At 39.0% G+C, this 16,886-nt stretch carries 11 protein-coding genes and 1 riboswitch; of the genes, 6 read left to right on the forward strand and 5 right to left on the reverse strand.

From position 1 onward, the window contains the following. Positions 1–84: 84 nt before the first annotated feature. The 5 genes from WD048_09150 (at position 85) to WD048_09170 (ending at position 10,086) form a co-directional block, all read left to right on the forward strand. On the forward strand, positions 85–3,834 hold the full coding sequence (locus tag WD048_09150; GenBank protein MEX0812372.1) for a TonB-dependent receptor: 3,750 nt from the start codon (positions 85–87) through the stop codon (positions 3,832–3,834). 18 nt (positions 3,835–3,852) lie between these two features. Next, on the forward strand, positions 3,853–7,974 hold the full coding sequence (locus WD048_09155; protein MEX0812373.1) for a hypothetical protein: 4,122 nt from the start codon (positions 3,853–3,855) through the stop codon (positions 7,972–7,974). 18 nt (positions 7,975–7,992) lie between these two features. Next, positions 7,993–9,138, forward strand: coding sequence for a PorV/PorQ family protein (locus WD048_09160; GenBank protein ID MEX0812374.1), 1,146 nt, complete (start codon positions 7,993–7,995; stop codon positions 9,136–9,138). A 76-nt stretch (positions 9,139–9,214) separates the two neighbouring features. Next, positions 9,215–9,688, forward strand: coding sequence for a transcription elongation factor GreA (gene greA, locus WD048_09165; protein ID MEX0812375.1), 474 nt, complete (start codon positions 9,215–9,217; stop codon positions 9,686–9,688). Positions 9,689–9,690: 2 nt separating this feature from the next. Continuing rightward, the gene (locus WD048_09170; protein MEX0812376.1) at positions 9,691–10,086 is read left to right on the forward strand and encodes an HIT family protein; all 396 of its coding nucleotides are present in this window, start codon (positions 9,691–9,693) and stop codon (positions 10,084–10,086) included. A gap of 94 nt (positions 10,087–10,180) precedes the next feature. Here the strand turns inward: WD048_09170 and ruvC are convergent, their stop codons facing one another. Further along, positions 10,181–10,756, reverse strand: coding sequence for a crossover junction endodeoxyribonuclease RuvC (gene ruvC / locus WD048_09175; protein MEX0812377.1), 576 nt, complete (start codon positions 10,754–10,756; stop codon positions 10,181–10,183). Between the two features lie 36 nt (positions 10,757–10,792). Between ruvC and WD048_09180 the strand changes: the two genes are divergently transcribed. Beyond that, positions 10,793–11,758, forward strand: coding sequence for a lysylphosphatidylglycerol synthase domain-containing protein (locus tag WD048_09180; protein ID MEX0812378.1), 966 nt, complete (start codon positions 10,793–10,795; stop codon positions 11,756–11,758). Between the two features lie 4 nt (positions 11,759–11,762). On the opposite strand, the gene WD048_09185 is transcribed toward WD048_09180, so the two are convergent. The 4 genes from WD048_09185 to pnuC form a co-directional block, all read right to left on the reverse strand. After that, positions 11,763–14,186: a TonB-dependent receptor gene (locus WD048_09185; GenBank protein ID MEX0812379.1), complete on the reverse strand. Its 2,424-nt coding sequence runs from the start codon at positions 14,184–14,186 to the stop codon at positions 11,763–11,765. A 77-nt stretch (positions 14,187–14,263) separates the two neighbouring features. Beyond that, positions 14,264–14,358, reverse strand: a riboswitch (TPP riboswitch). 141 nt (positions 14,359–14,499) lie between these two features. Further along, the gene (locus tag WD048_09190; GenBank protein ID MEX0812380.1) at positions 14,500–15,654 is read right to left on the reverse strand and encodes an ATP-binding protein; all 1,155 of its coding nucleotides are present in this window, start codon (positions 15,652–15,654) and stop codon (positions 14,500–14,502) included. 120 nt (positions 15,655–15,774) lie between these two features. Then, positions 15,775–16,281, reverse strand: coding sequence for an ATP-binding protein (locus WD048_09195; GenBank protein MEX0812381.1), 507 nt, complete (start codon positions 16,279–16,281; stop codon positions 15,775–15,777). After that, entirely contained in the window at positions 16,278–16,838 is a 561-nt protein-coding gene (gene pnuC, locus WD048_09200) for a nicotinamide riboside transporter PnuC (GenBank protein MEX0812382.1), read from the reverse strand. The genes WD048_09195 and pnuC overlap by 4 nt, the downstream gene beginning before the upstream one ends. Positions 16,839–16,886: the final 48 nt, after the last annotated feature.

Here is a 16,886-nt window from a genome sequence, read left to right on the forward strand (position 1 = left end):
AAAATATGTTTTTAAGCCTATTTTTTTCTGAGCATTACTTATCTTTGGCCGCTAACGAAAAGGATTTAAAACAAACAATAGGTTATGAAAAGGATTTTTACGTCCCTTCTGTTGGCTGTTATAAGCATATCTGCTTATGCACAGTCCGGTGAGATATACGGTCAGGTTTTGGATGAAAACAATGAAGGAATTCCTTTTGCGAATGTTCGTGTGGAGCAAAGTGGCGATCTAATCACAGGAGGAAGTACAGATTTTGAAGGGTTTTTTACAATCAAACCTTTGAACCCCGGAAAGTACGATGTGCGAATAACGTATATAGGTTACGCAACCTATCTTAATGAGGGTGTGGTGGTTCAGTCTGATAAAGTAACTGAACTAAATTTAAAAATGAAACCTCAGGAAACTCAGCTCGGTGAAGTTGAAGTTGTAGAATATCGAGTGCCGCTTATTGACAAAGATGACAATTCTACTAAGAATACAATTTCTTCTGAGGAAATCGCCTCTTTACCTACGCGTAATGTTTCTTCTATTGCCTCTACAAGTGCCGGTGTCTATCAGGAAGATGAAAATCAAGGTTTAAATATAAAAGGGGCAAGGACTTCCGGTACTGAGACATATATAGATGGTATCAGGGTGCGTGGCGGTTCTAATATTCCTGCTAATGCTATTGAACAATTAACAGTAATTACAGGTGGTGTTCCTGCTAAATATGGTAATGCTACCGGTGGTGTAATCAATATTACAACCAAAGGGCCATCAAGAAATTTAAATGGAGGTGGTGAGGTTCTCACTTCCCAGTTTTTAGATGGCTATGGTTATAATTTGGGGAACCTGAATCTTACTGGTCCGATATGGAAGAAAAACAGAGGAACTGATGATGAAAAAACAATTGCAGGTTTCTTCCTTGCCGGTGAATTTTTAAGACAAAAAGACCGCGACCCTTCCGTAGTAGGAGTTGATGTTTTGAAAGAAGATGTGCTTGAAGATGTTAAAAACGCACCGCTTACTCGATCTCCAAACAATGATGGTTTTATATTGAAAGCAGAAACATTAACGGATGAGCATATTGAAAATGTGCATGTAAAGCCCAATTCAGTTAGAGACAATTATCGCCTTAGTGGTAAATTGGATTTTAAAGCTTCCGACAATGTGAATTTGACTTTTGGCGGAACAATGGATTATACCCGTTACAATCAATGGATCAATCGATTTACAATGATGAATTACGACAATAACCCTTTGTACAAGCAAATGTCATGGAGGGTTTTTGGCCGGTTGACACAAAAATTCTCAAGAGATACTGAAGAAAGTGAAGAAAGAGCATTGATTCAAAATGCTTACTACACCCTTCAATTTGATTATTCAAAAGACTATTACACTGTAGAAAGTGAAAGGTTAGGGCAGAACCCTTTCGATTATGGTTATGTAGGAGAATTTGAAATTGATAGAGCTCCTGTTTATGAGTATGGAGAAGATCCTGTCTCTGGTTTAAACGGGTATCGCTTCAGTGGTTTACAGGATACAATGGTGCGATTTACTCCCGGCACAAGAAATCCCGGAGCTACCAGCTACACTGAAACTTTTTATGAATTGGCCGGGGATGATGCAGATTTCTACAGAAACCTGGATCAGATTGCAGGAAATAACGGGCTTAGAAATGGTGACCAACCCAGGATTCCACATGGTATCTGGTATGGAACAGGTTATCAGTTTGATAATTATGGAACCTTACGGGACAATGATCAATATCGTTTTTCACTGAATGGTTCTTTTGATGTTGTACCAGGTAAATCCAGTGACAGAAATAAGCACTCTATAGAATTTGGTTTTGAATTTGAGCAGCGAATAGATCGCAGGTATATTGTAAGCCCAACAAGAATATGGGAAAGAATGCGTCAGCAGACCAATGCACATTTAAGCAATTTAGACACGGTACCAATTTTAATTATAGAAGGACAGGAATATGCCTATGATGATCCTAACCGACCTGTATTTGGCATATATGACACTATGCGATACAACAGGTTGTATGATGCCAGTAGCCAGACTTATTTTGACAAGCAATTGAGAGAAAAGCTGGGGGTGCCTGTTAATAGCACTGAGCTGATAAATGTAGATGCTGTTGATCCAAGTATTTTGTCTTTGGATATGCTTACGGCTGATGACCTCTATAATGCCGGTAACAGGAACCTCAATGCATATGGCTATGATCACAAAGGAAATAAATTTAAAGAGCAACCTTCTTTTGAAGATTTCTTTACGCAAAGAGATGAAGATGGCAATTACACCAGAGCAATAGGAGCTTTCCGGCCAATATACACAGCAGCTTATCTTCAGGATAAATTCAACTTTAAAGACATCCTGTTTAATATAGGTGTTCGTATTGACCGTTATGATGCCAATCAAAAAGTTTTAAAAGATAAGTACTCATTGTATGATGCACTAACACTGGAAGAAGCAAGAGACAGAATAGACCCGAGTGTAGAAGTGCCGGGAAATATTGGCGATGATTATGTGGTATATGTTCAAAGTGTAGATGATCTGGAAAACTTTGTTCCTGTAGGCTACAGAAGTGGAGATGACTGGTATAATGTAGATGGAGAATTTGTTCAGGATCCGAGGGTTATTGCGCAGTCAATAGGAAGCTCAAGAGTATTGCCTGCACTATCTTCAGAAAGATATACAAATCCACAGCATATCCAGGACGAAGATTATGATCCAAATTCTTCTTTTGAAGATTACAAACCGCAAATTACTGTTCAGCCGCGTGTTGCATTTTCCTTTAACCTGACTGATGAAGCATCCTTTTTTGCACACTATGATATTTTGACACAGCGTCCTTCAGGTAGATTGATACAAACACCTGACACCTGGTACTACTTCAATGACCTGCCTTCAAATACGGTGATCAATAATCCGAATTTAAAGGCAGAGCGTACTGTTGATTATCAACTTGGATTTCGACAGTTGGTGACAAAAAACTCTGCATTGACCATTTCTGCTTTTTATAGGGAAATGCGGGATATGATACAGGTTAGGGCTATCAATTTTGCTTACCCCAATACTTATGTCACTTACGACAATATTGATTATGGTACAGTAAAAGGCTTGTCTTTGAGTTATGACTTGCGAAAAACAAGAACCAGCAATATTTCCATGAAATTGAACTATACCCTTCAATTTGCAGAAGGTACCGGTTCTGATGACCGTTCTCAGTTGAATCTTGTAAATGCTGGACAACCCAACCTGAGAACCATTGTGCCTTTGAATTACGACTCCAGACACTTAATTAATGTAACACTGGATTACAGTTTTTCATCTGGCAGAGATTACAATGGTCCTAAATGGGGTGGCAAAGATGTGTTTTCCAATTCAGGAATTAATATTATAGCAAGAGCCCGTTCTGGAGAGCCCTATACTTCACAGGCCAATCCAACAGCAGAAGCGCTGTTTACACAACCTGCCCGACCTGTATTGGAGGGTTCCATTAACGGTGCGCGGTTGCCCTGGAATTTCAGGCTTGATTTCAGGGTTTTCAAAACTTTCAATTTTGAAACAAGGAAGAAAGATGAAAATCGCAGTGGGCGTCCGGTTAACCTGAATATTTATTTGTTGATTCAGAACTTGCTCAATACCAAGAATGTTATCAATGTTTATCCCTATACCGGAAATGCAGATGATGATGGTTACCTGACTTCAAATCAAGGTCAGCAACAATTGGAAAATCAAGTGAATAGTGCTTCATTTTCAAGTATGTATTATGCCTGGTTGAATAATCCGGACAATTACAGCTTGCCGAGACAAATCAGGCTTGGAGCAATTTTATCCTTTTAATTGAAAAATACGCATGTCATGAGCGCATATAAATCTATAATAGCCGCATTATTAATAATCTCAATCATCCCACTGAATGCCAAGGAGAATGTCGGACAGTCGGGTAAGGCAGGGAAATTTTCAAAACTTGCTGCCACTTGTTCTCCTGCAAGTGCTCAGACAAATTTGAACATTAACAATGTACGAACTACCATGTTGAATGGAGGTGATATGTGGTGGGATTTAAATGATGCAAAATATGAAATCCCTAAAATTGATCCGCCCGGCTCAGCACCTAGTGTACATTCTTTATTTGCGGGTGCAATATGGTTGGCAGGACTTGATGCAGGCGGACAATTGAAAACAGCTGCACAAACCTATCGTCAGAATGGTAATGATTTTTGGCCGGGCCCTTTGGACAATATTGGAAATGTTACTGAACAAACATGTAACCGTTTTGACCGGCATTTTAGAGTTCTGGGTGCAGACATTGATGATCATATCGCATTTTTTGACCAAAACCCTTCAGGGCAAAGACCATTATCGGATATTCCTGCAGGTATTCAGGAATGGCCTGCTTTAGGGAATGTGAATTCCAGGGCCGCGAATGGCAGTCCCATGCAGATCAATCAGGATTTAGCCCCGTTTTTTGACTTTAATGAAAATGGATTTTATGACCCTGAAAATGGGGATTATCCGGTAATAGGTGTTCGAGAAACCAACAATCAATCGCCTGGTGCACAAGCAGCGACTTTGTCCACCTATGGTGATCAAATGATCTTTTGGGTATATAATGACAAGGGAGATGTGCATGGTGAAACCGGTGGTCAGTCTATTGGTGTTGAAATTGGCGCTTTGGCATTTGCTTTCAATACTTCTGATGAGATTAACAACATGACCTTTTACAGGTATATTATTAGAAACAAAGCGACTACCCGCATAGGTGATTTTTATATGGGACAATGGGTGGATCCCGACCTGGGATGTTTTAACAATGATTTTGTAGGTTGTGATACTTCGCGGGATATGGGTATATGCTACAATGGAACACCTACCGATCCTGATTGTGCATCTCGTGGATACGGAGCCAACCCTCCATTGGTGGCTACGGTTTATTTTGAAGGGCCGCTTGCAGATATTGACCCGAATGCCGGCCCTAATGACCCGAGGGAAACGCTGGGGATGTCCACTTTTACTTACTACAACAATGATTTTTCAGTTACAGGGAATCCTGAAACTGCTGTGCATTATTACAATTATATGCGCGGTTTTTGGAAGGACAATACACCTTTTACAGAAGGTGGAAATGCTTATGGAGGGTCAGTTCCAACAACGTATATGTTCCCCGGAGATCCTTCTGAGCCCTCAGAATGGTCTGAATGTAGCGAAGGAAACACACCTGCCGATAGAAGATACCTTCAATCATCCGGTCCTTTCACCCTTGAACCAGGTGATGTGAACACTATAACTGTAGGAGTTGTTTGGACACGTCCCACAGGTTTTGCTTGTGGCTCATTTGATGCTGCCATAGGTAATTCCGCTGATAATGCTTTGGCATTGTTTAGAAATAATTTCCAATTAATTGACGGTCCGGATGCCCCAACATTGCAAATAAGAGAGCTCAGCAATGAACTGGTTATTTCTTTTGTAAATGAACCGGGCTCTAATAATGTAGGGCAGTCTTATGATGAAGGGAGTACAGATGCCGTAAATTATTTTACAAATATTGACAGTACCATAACCGATACTACTTATACTTTCCAGGGTTATATTTTATACCAGTTGAGAGACCCTTCTGTTTCTGTAGAAAACCTGGATGACCCCACCGTATCCAGAGTGGTTGCACAGGTAGATATAAGAGATGATGTGGATCAAATTGTTAATTATAGTTTAAACCAGGAACTTAGTCCTTATCCGATACCTGAATTAATGGTAGATGGAAATAATGAAGACATACGAACTACTTTTAGAATTACCCAGGATTTATTTGGTGAAGAGGGTGTAGGGCTTGTTAACCACAAGACCTATTACTATACAGCCATTGCTTATGCATACAATAACTACTTACCTTTTGACCCTGTTAATAGCCCTAAAGGTCAGCAAAAACCTTTTCTGCAAGGCCGTAGGAATGTGAGTGTTTATTCTGGCATTCCACATCAGCCAGAACCCGGTTCAGAAGGAACCCGTGTTAATTCTGCTTATGGGGATATGCTGCCTGTAACAAGAATTGAAGGTGCTGGCAATGGAGGTTTTTCGCTTAACTTAACAGATGAATCTATTGAAGAAATACTCAATAATGGTGGATTTTACGGCCCTGTAGTTTATGAAGGTGGAAATGCACCTATAGAGGCAATGGTTTACGATCCCTTTAAAGTTAAAAATGTTGATTTTAAGCTGTCTATGAAAGATTCGTCAGTTTTACCACCATATTTAGCGACAAAAGATGATGAAATCCTTTCTGATACAGCAGTATGGGAATTGGAAATCAGTGATGGGACTGTATTGGATATAATCCCTTCTGAAAGAGATATTGCAGTTGTCAATCAACAATTGATTCAGGAATATGGCATCAGTATCAGGATTAAACAAGTGGAACAAAATTGTGACAGCACTGACCCTTCAGGAAATATTACTGCACTCAGAAACTGGACTAATGCCAATGGATTTATAGAAGCGAGTAAAGCCTATGCTGATCCTCAGCAAAATTGGCTGGGTGGAATTGAGGATCAAAGCACCAATTCTTATTTCAACTGGATTAGGTCAGGAAATTACAGGGAGCAACAGCCGGATCCTCCGGCATCTCCTGAATATTTAAATGTATTTAATGATTACAATTACGAAGCTCAAGTTCCAGGTGGTGTTCAAGAAATTGAATATGCATTTTGGGATGAAGATCAAGAATTCAGTACCATTTTAGATGGAACATGGGCACCATATGGCCTAACATCATACCAGTTTCACAATGAATTGGTTGGAAAAATTATCAGTTTTCCAACATCTGCTATTCCTGCCAGATCTGGTGAAACACATGGGCCAGGTTTTGTAACTAGAGCCAATGCAGGCTTTACACAAAGTATTGAAGGTACTGAGAATACAATTAACAGACTGCAAAGTGTTGATATCGTCTTTACAGATGACAGGGACAAATGGACGCGCTGTGTTGTATTAGAAACATCCGGTGATTCACTCTTAAGTGAGGGCAATGCAATCAAAGGAAATATTAGAATGACCGAATCTCTTGGCAAAAATTTCCAACCGCTGTTTGGAGATACAGGTCGCTCCTGGTTTCCTGGTTATGCTGTAAATGTAGAAACCGGTCAGCGCCTTAATATCATGTTTGGTGAAAGTTCCTGGTTGCAGGAAGACAATGGTAGGGATATGATTTGGAATCCGACATCCAATCAAACCTCTCCTTTATTCAATGTTTTGTTTGGAGGCAAACACTATATCTATGTAATGGAAACCCCTTATGATGAAGGGGAGCGTGCGCAAAGAATACTTTTAGATAATTTCAATGTTTATCCACACATAGGAGGCACAACAACACCCCGTGAAAATGTAGTCTTAAGAGACAGTATTTATAATAAGATCATGTGGACATCAATGCCCGTAGTGAATCCCGGGAATAAGCTTAAATCAGCTGAGGAAGGTTTAATACCTACTGAAACCAAAGTCAAATTAAGAGTAAACACTCCATACAGTAGACTTGCGATTACTGGTGAAAATGAAGGTTTGCCGCTCTATACATTTAGCACAGAAGGCATGGGTATAGAACACCGAATAGCAGAAGTAGCTGAAGATGCACTGGATGAGATTCGTGTAGTACCCAATCCATACTATGCCTACTCTGAATATGAGACCAATCAGCTTGACAATAGGGTGAAAATCACTAATTTGCCCGATGAATGCACGGTATCAATATTTACGCTGGCAGGAACTTTAATTCGACAATTTGACAGGGATGTAAACTCCAGTACATCTGTAGGAACTTCTACTGACCGAAATAATTTGGATAATTCTATAGATTGGGACTTGAGAAATGATAAACGAATTATGATTGCAAGTGGAGTTTATCTTATACATGTAGAAGTTCCTGGAGTTGGAACAAAAGTAATTAAGTGGTTTGGAGTAATGCGTCCGATTGATTTGGACACGTTCTAAAAATTATATACACAAGAAATGAAAAGGATGTTTAATAGGCTATTTATTTTTTCTGTTTGCTTAGTACTAAGCACAAACTCCCTTTTAGCGGGAAATGAAGACAGAGCCGGTGAAGCTGGTGGTTATGAATTGTTGATGAACGGTTGGGCTAGAAGTTCAGGCATGTATGGCATGAATTCTTCAAGAGTTGAAGGTCTTGAAGCTATGCGAATAAATGTTGCAGGTCTGGCACATGCACCAAACACTGAAGTTGTATTTTCCCATTCCAGATGGCTTTTCGATTCGCAGGTAAGTATTAATGCTGCCGGTATTGCTCAGGCAATTGGAAAGGAGAAAACTAATTTTATAGGGTTGAATATCAATTCTGTAAGTTTTGGGGATATTGAAATCACTACTACCAATTCTCCAGAAGGTGGTCTGGGCACATATAGTCCGAATTTTTTAAATATAGGTCTGGCTTTTTCAAGAGCATTTTCTGAGAGTATATATGGAGGTGTAGTTGTACGCTTTCTTAATCAACGCGTACCTGATTTGAGTGCTTCAGGTGTGGCTTTAGATGCTGGAATTCAATATGTAACAGGTAAACTTGACCAAATCCGTTTTGGTGTTTCTCTTAGAAATGTTGGTACACCAATGAAGTTTGGTGGAGAAGGGCTAACTTTTAGGGGGGATGCTCCATCGGGTTCTTATAATCTGACTGTAAGCAGTAGAACTCAAAAGTTTGAGCTTCCATCACTTCTGCATATTGGTGCTTCTTATGATCTTTATGCAGATAATTTGAAAAACAACCCTGATTTAGCTGCCGATCACAGAATTACAATAGCTTTTAATTTTACCTCCAATTCATTTGGCAAAGATCATGTAGGTGGAGGTCTTGAATATTCCTATCGAGAAATGTTCCAGGTAAGAGCAGGTTACCGCTATGAAAAAGGGTTGACCGATGCAGAAACCAGAACGACTGATTTTGTGGGGATTGCTGCCGGAGCTTCTGTAATGGTGCCTTTTAAAGAAGAAGGTCCTGCAATGGGAATTGATTATTCTTATCGCCCATCTCAGGTTTTTGGTGGAACACATTCTATTGGCCTCCGTTTTAACTTAGGCACAAAAGTACCTCCGTTTAAAAAGAAAAAATCTAAAGAAGAGGTCTTTCAGGAAGAAGGCTAAAATTTAATTACAATAATTGAAAAAAAACGTTTCAATTCGCTTTGAAGCGTTTTCTTTTTATATAAAACACAGGCTTATGTCTAAGATTAGTTACTATACCAAAGAAGGTTACGAAAAGTTGAAGCAAGAATTGAATCATCTTAAAACAAAAGAACGTGCTGAAATATCACAGCAAATTGCTGAAGCACGTGAAAAGGGTGATCTTTCAGAAAATGCCGAATACGATGCCGCAAAAGAAGCACAAGGCATGCTGGAGCTTAAAATCACCAAGATGGAAGAAACGCTGGCCAATGCACGTATTCTTGACGATAGTGATCTTGATACTTCTAAAGCACTTGTGCTTTCTACTGTGGAAATCAAAAACCTGAAAAATGGTGCTGTGCTGAAATATACCCTTGTTGCTGAATCAGAAGCAAATTTGAAAGAAAAGAAAATTTCGGTAACTTCTCCTATTGGAAAAGGACTGTTGGGTAAAAAGAAAGGTGATATAGCCAAAGTAGAAACCCCAACAGGTATTGTTGAATTTGAATTGTTATCAATTTCGAGGTAATTATGGCATCAGTTTTTACCAAAATAATAAATGGAGAAATCCCTTCCTATAAGATAGCGGAAGATGAAAACTACTATGCCTTTTTAGACATCAATCCACTGGCAAAAGGGCATACGCTTGTAGTTCCAAAAAAGGAAGTAGATTATATTTTTGACCTGGATGATGAAACCCTCAAAGGTTTATTTGCCTTTTCTAAAAGAGTAGCAAAAGCTATTGAAAAAGTGGTGGAATGTGAGCGTGTTGGAATTGCTGTATTAGGGCTGGAAGTTCCGCATGCTCATGTGCACCTTAGTCCAATCAATGGTATTCACGACCTGGATTTTTCCAAGCCCAAAGTGGAACTGAGTGAAGCTGAGTTTCAGGAAATTTCTGGGCAAATAGCAAAAGCTTTTGAATAAGGGATGGTTATAACATAACTATTTCAAAATGTAGGGGCTCACGGCCGTGAGCCCCTACATTTTGAAATAATTCATAGGCATCTTTGACGGCAAATCATTTCTTCAATCGCTGCGGATTTTCCGCTAAAAAGGCTTTCCAGCTTGCCTTGTTTTTCCCCTTGCTTTTGCTTCCTACACCTTTAAATTGAAAGTGATGACAAACGGCTGCTGCCAAAGCATCTGTAGCATCCAAGAATTTTGGGCTTTGCTCGAATTTCACAAGTTTTTGCAATAAAGCTGAAACCTGCTCTTTCGAGGCGTTACCATTTCCGGTTATAGACTGTTTGATCTTTCTGGGCGAATACTCTTCAATTGGTACGCCACGGTTTAAAACAGCAGCCATTGCCACGCCCTGTGCTCTCCCAAGTTTGAGCATGCTTTGTACGTTTTTACCAAAAAACGGAGCTTCAATTGCACATTCGTCCGGTAAATATTCCTTTACAAGCCAGGTCACACGTTCAAATATTTTTTTGAGTTTCAGCTGATGGTTTTCAAGTTTCGACATATCAATAATTCCCATGCTGAGCAATATCATTTGTTGCCCTTTAATTTGAAGCACGCCATAGCCCATTACATTGGTTCCCGGATCAATTCCGAGGATTATCTGCTCTTTTTGTAAGCTGTCGCTCAATTTCTGAGTATTTTAGGCGGAAAATGAAAAATATTGATGCCGATAAATAGAAAACGTATTTTTTTCATTACCCTAAAAGTAGCGGTATTTATACTCTTGGCCATTGCACTTTACCAACAAATTTTTCTGGAAAGGGATTTTGAAGCCTTTTTAGTACAACTAAAAGAGCGCTGGACAGAGGGAAATGTTTTGTTCTTGCTTGGAGCATTGTTTTTGATGCCTGTTAACTGGATTTTGGAATCACTCAAGTGGAAAATGCTGATGCAGCGTATTGAGCCACTTACTTTTACCAATAGCTTTCGTTCTGTGCTTTCCGGTGTGACATTCACTATGTTCACGCCCAACAGAATAGGAGAATATGCCGGACGTTTCCTTTTCCTTAAAAAGCCCTGGAATCCCAATGCATGGCTGGCGAATTTTGCAGGAAGCTATGCGCAGATCATTGTTACACTTGCTTTGGGTTGTGGTGGCGCATATTTTTTGCTTGATTTTTTACTCGAACTCACCGGTAAAGATATGTTGGTGCTAACCGTACTCAATGCATTGGCCGCAACAAGTGTTTTTCTCGTGCTGGCTTATTTCAATTCGGGCTGGATAATTGCTCAGCTCAATAAATATTTGTTTAAGTATTTTTTTAAAAAGTACAGGCTCCTTAAAACCGGATTGCCATTTTTTTTGCTTGTGAAAGTTCTGCTACTTTCTGTTTTGCGTTACAATGTTTATGTGTTGCAATATTTATTGCTCTTTTGGTTTTTTGCAATTCCATTAGGCTTTGTTGAGGGTTTGCAATTTGTGGCATTGATTTTTTTAGTGCAAACATTGATCCCATCTCTTGCCTTGCTTGAATTGGGCATTCGCGGCAATATTGCGCTGTTTTTCCTTTCAGCTTATTCGGGTATGGAGCCGGAAATTCTAAGCGCTGCAAGTTTGATTTGGCTTATTAATTTATTGATACCGGCTTTTGTTGGATATGGTTTTATTTTGGTTTTGAGAAAGAAGTAAATAATCAAAACCTCACCCTAATTCCCCCCAACAAGTTAATTCCGGCTTGTGGGTAGTAGTAATTATAATCAGCTCGTTCTGTTGTTTGTCCATCAATACTGCTGAAGGTATAGCCATTGGACTCGTACTCGGTATTGAAAATATTATTGAGCAACAGGTTAAAATCAACACTTTCTATAAATTTTCCGATTTTCCAATGGTAATTCAGACCCACATGTGTCAAAAAATAAGGGTCAATGCTGCGATCTATATTTGAGCTGTTGTCCAAATATTGCCTTCCTACGTATTTGTTGATCAATGAAATTTTTAAGCCTTCAACCGGTATATAGCTGAATTGAGAAGCAGATATAATTGAAGGGGAGAATGAGATATCTGTGTTTTTGTGCTGAATGGTATCAAAACCACTGTATCCAAAATCTACAGGCACATATTCTTCAAAGGAGCGGATTTTATTGGCACTGTAGGTAAAGTTAAAATCCCATTCCAGTTGGTCTATTATTTTGAGTTTACTTTGTAGTTCAATGCCTGTTCTGTAACTCTCATCCACATTTGTGCGAATGCTGCCCCCCACATCATTTACATCTCCGGTGAGTACAAGTTGGTCTTTATAGCCCATCCAGTAGTAATTCAATGACAAGCGCCATTTGCTCAGGCTGAATTCATAACCAAGTTCTAAATTTCTCAATTGCTCTGCTTTGGGTGTTTTATTTGCAGGAGCATCTACAATATCCCTGCGTACCGGTTCTCGATTGGCAATGGCAAATGAGGCATTGAATCTGTTGCGTTCATTCACTGCATAGCTGATTCCTGCTTTGGGATTGAAAAAGTGGAAAATACGCTCTTCTGAAATGGGGCTCAGGTCTCGGTTAATACCTCCTGTTGCATAGCCCACATGCCGATATTGCAAATCAACAAATGCGGAGAGCCCTCTTAAAATCCTATAATGCCCTTTCGCATAAACATTGAAATCGGTTTTTATTCCTGCATTTTCATAATAGCGATGTCCTTTTTCACCATTGGATGCAAATTCTGCCCAGATCACTTCCCCGTAATGATCCCCGTCATTTTGGTTCCAGGCTCCGCCAAGTGTAATGTTTGATTTGTTATTGGGCTCATAGATCAATGAGAAAGTGCTGCCGTAAAAGCGGTTGTTATAGTGCCTTCTCCTAATTAATGATGTTCTTTCTATTGTATCACTACCAATGATAACATTGTCTAGTCCATAGCTGCTAAATCGCTGTTTAGAGTTGAAACCATCATCATTGTTGTATTCGGGCCCTTTGTATTCTTCAAAATACCCTTTGCCTCGCGTATAATGCAGCGCTACATTTAAGAGAAATTTTTCGTGCAATTCCTGTGAAATATGCAATTGGTAGTGATTTTGCTGATAATTGTCTACCTGATTGTCGTAATTGTAATAATTGTATTGCCTGTTGGTGGAAAGGGAATCTTCCGGTACACCCCACCAGCTTTGATAGGTAATTTCCTTTCCGGTGAAAATATTGGCTTTGATTATGGTTTTTTCTCCGAAATAGCCGCCCGATAAAAAGCCGGAAGTCAGGTTGGAACTGGCCCTGTCCACAAATCCATCAGATTTTATTTTTGAAAAACGTCCTTCAAAGGCAAATTTGTCTTTGATCAAGCCGGTACCGAGTTTAGCAGTTGTTTTCCAGGTATTAAAGCTGCCGTAGGAGCCTGCCAATTCCCCATAAGGTTTTTCTTTTTGCAATTCTGAGGTTTGGATATTGATGGAACCACCAAATGCCCCAGCACCATTAGTGCTTGTGCCCACACCACGTTGTACCTGTATGTTTTCTACAGAAGAAGCAAAATCGGGAAGATTGACCCAAAACACCCCCTGCGATTCGGGATCATTGTAGGGAATACCATTGATGGTGACATTTACCCGGGTTTGATCTGATCCGCGAATTCTAAGACCGGTATATCCCACGCCAGCTCCGGCATCTGAAGTGCTCACTACACTCGGACTCAACTCAAGCAAGACAGGGATGTCCTGCCCCAGATTACGCTCCTCAAAATCTTCCTTTTCAATGGTTTCAGCAGTAGTGGAAATATTGCGATTGGCACGTGTGGACGATACAATCACTTCTTCAGATAAAATGGTTTTGGGGGATAAACTGATTGTCAAATTTGTTTTTTGCTTAGAAACAATAAGCTGTTTTTTCTGAAAGCTGATATGGGAAATATTGAGCGTAAAACTATCGCTGGAAACGCGTTTGGTACTCAGTTCGAAGTTCCCATTCTCATCGGTGTAGGCAACAAGCAGATAATCTTTTGCCACTACATAAGCTCCGGTTACCGGGCTTTGGTTTTCTTCATTTAAAATTTGTCCTGTGAGTTTGTTTTCCTGGGCAGAAAGCACCTGAGAAAGAAAGTAAGTAATTAGTAAAATTTGCAGCCTTTTCATAATTATTGTTTTTAATAATTACGGGCCGGGATAAAGGTATGAGACAACAAATGAAAAGAACACAGCGCAAAGCAATATGCCTTTTTCACCTATATTCCCTTCGCCAGCATTATCTGGATCAGGTATTGAGGGTAAATTCTCAGCCCTTTATCGAGCACCCCTAATAGATTATGCTGCAAAGCTAAGGGAAAATTATTTGAAAGTTGAAATGAAGTTTTCTAAACAAACTGATTTTTGAAAAAAACGAAGTGTACTGAAGAAATTAACATGAATTCATTGAATGAACTGAAGGAATTCACGTTAATACTTTCAGTTAGCAGATAAAGGATAAGTAATTATCGGGATGAATAATTTCAAATGAAGCATTTGGATAATTTTTCCTCCATGCTCCTGGGGCTTTTGGGGTCTTGTTTTTATTCCATTTAAATTCAAAAGCTCTCAATGCTCCAGCTTCTTCTTCTACAAGATCCAGTTCTTGTTGATCGTAGGTTCTCCAAAAATAATAGTTGACCCGTTTTTTAGAATAGGAATTGAATTTTATTCTTTCGCTCATTAGGTAATTTTCCCAAAGATCACCTTTATCCATTCTTAATTTTAATGGATTAAAATTGCGCAAAACTGCATTTTTAATACCATTGTCATAAAAATACCAGTGTGATGATTTGCTGATTTCCTTTCTCAGGTTTCTGCTAAATCCATTTACTTTATAAATAATAAATACCTTCGAAAGTAAATCCAGATAAATTTCTACGGTATTTCTACTGATGCCCTTTAGATTGTTGGCAAGCTCATCTATGCTCACTTCTTTACCCACCTGAAAAGCGATTAGCCTTAGTAAATCCATTATTTTATCTGCTTTTTTAATACCCTGATATTCGAGTATGTCTTTTAGCAAATATGCATTTACGATACTTTCCAGATAATCTCCCTTTTCATCCCAGCTTTCATATTTTTCTAGTTCGGGATAGGCTCCAAAAATCAGCCTCTCTTCAAGCTTGGATTTTGTATCAAGATAATTTTCAAGATTGTTGAGCTCCATTTGGGAAAGTGGGTATAACAGCAATGTGTTTTCCCTTCCTACCAAAGGTTCTCCAAGTTTGTTGCTTAGGTCAAACATGGAAGAACCTGTAGCAATTACTCGGATGTTTTTTATTTCATCTACGATTAATTTCAGCTTGACTCCTATATCCTCAATTTTTTGTGCTTCATCAATTACCAAATATTCTTGATTTCCTATAATGCGCTTAAAATTATCTATTGAGCGATCTTCAAATGCATCAATTGTTTTCTGGTCTTCACCGTTGAGCAAAAGATATTTATTTTTAGGAATTTCTTCTAGAAATCTATGTATCAAAGCTGTTTTCCCAACTCTTCTCGCTCCAAGTAAAATCAATACTTTTTGCGGTTTTACTTTTTGTTTGAATACTTGGAAAATTGCCCTTTGGATATGGTTTTTATCTGTATGCATTTTTTAAAGTTACAAAAATAAGTCAAAATATACTGAAGAAATTAATGTAAATTCATTGAATGAGCTGAAGGAATTAATGTTAATTTCTTCAATAGAAATCTAATTGCAAAGAAAAAATAGCTATTGAAACTGGCTCAGCCATTTTAGACTGTTTGTTAAACGCTGCTTTTCGTTACCTTCAACTTCAGTAAATTGCGCACCTGACTTTTTTAATAAATCAAAGTAAATTTCGTACAGCTCATCCCGGTTGTGTGGATTTTCGCGCAAAGGATCTGACACCCAAGGCATATCTGGCTTGCTGAGGATGTACAAAGTTTCCTGTTTTAATTTTTGATCTATCCATTTGGGATAATCATTGTACTTGTACTGCATCCAGACTTTAATCACCAGTAGGTTGGTATCACAGACTATCCACTGATTTTGGGCTACTTCTTCAGCACTTTTTTCCAGCTCATATTGATGTTTTGCAATATTTTCAACATCTGCTTTCTTATAGTCAAGCCCATTTGCTTCGAGATAGATTCGGGCATATTCTGGTATCCAAAGTCCTTCCAGTTCATCTGCAAGCATTTTGCTCAATGTGCTTTTGCCGGTTGATTCCGGTCCTACTACTGCAATTTTTTTCATAGCCAGTTGATCAGTCCGTTAATAGCCAAACCAATATACGCCAGGTATAAAAGTGCTGAAAGATAAAGCCCCCTTTTGCTGTATAGATAAATAGATAAAGCATCTATTACAATCCAGTAAATCCAGTTTTCCAGCACCATTCCGACCATCATAAAAGTAGCAATTATACTGAAAATGGTAGTGAATGCATCTAAATAGGGTAGTGCAGCCTTTGAATGTCTTTTTAGAAGATGACCACTTATAATGGAAAGTCCTCCGGCAGCGATAATAATTATGAAATTATATTCCCAGCCCAGACTAATTGGAGCAAAGCCACCTTCGGCAGTATCCCATGAATAGAACCCGTAAAACCCCATAGCCAGATAAAAAGTGTGCAGACCGGTTTCGGCCAGTAATCTTTTGCTAAAGCAGAGATAAATAAATGCAATAGAACTGATAATGGCAAACAACCAGCACCAAAGACTACCGTAGCTGATCAAGATGGTATAAGCCGCACCACTGAGTACGGCAATAATTTCGAGGATTAGGTTTTTGTTGGCTTGTAAAAGGTTTTTCAAAATCTGATGAATTGTAAGGTGATGATACTGAGAAAAATTTGATTATAA

The organism is Chitinophagales bacterium (assembly GCA_040877935.1).
Classification (GTDB): domain Bacteria; phylum Bacteroidota; class Bacteroidia; order Chitinophagales; family CAIOSU01; genus JBBDNB01.

Excerpts from the sequence above, each read along its gene's own strand:
- WD048_09155 (MEX0812373.1), top strand. The coding sequence starts at position 3,853 with ATGAGCGCATATAAATCTATAATAGCCGCATTATTAATAATCTCAATC.
- WD048_09160 (MEX0812374.1), top strand. The coding sequence starts at position 7,993 with ATGAAAAGGATGTTTAATAGGCTATTTATTTTTTCTGTTTGCTTAGTA.
- WD048_09185 (MEX0812379.1), bottom strand. The coding sequence starts at position 14,186 with ATGAAAAGGCTGCAAATTTTACTAATTACTTACTTTCTTTCTCAGGTG.
- WD048_09150 (MEX0812372.1), top strand. The coding sequence starts at position 85 with ATGAAAAGGATTTTTACGTCCCTTCTGTTGGCTGTTATAAGCATATCT.
- WD048_09180 (MEX0812378.1), top strand. The coding sequence starts at position 10,793 with ATGCCGATAAATAGAAAACGTATTTTTTTCATTACCCTAAAAGTAGCG.
- WD048_09195 (MEX0812381.1), bottom strand. The coding sequence starts at position 16,281 with ATGAAAAAAATTGCAGTAGTAGGACCGGAATCAACCGGCAAAAGCACA.
- WD048_09170 (MEX0812376.1), top strand. The coding sequence starts at position 9,691 with ATGGCATCAGTTTTTACCAAAATAATAAATGGAGAAATCCCTTCCTAT.
- WD048_09190 (MEX0812380.1), bottom strand. The coding sequence starts at position 15,654 with ATGCATACAGATAAAAACCATATCCAAAGGGCAATTTTCCAAGTATTC.
- greA (MEX0812375.1), top strand. The coding sequence starts at position 9,215 with ATGTCTAAGATTAGTTACTATACCAAAGAAGGTTACGAAAAGTTGAAG.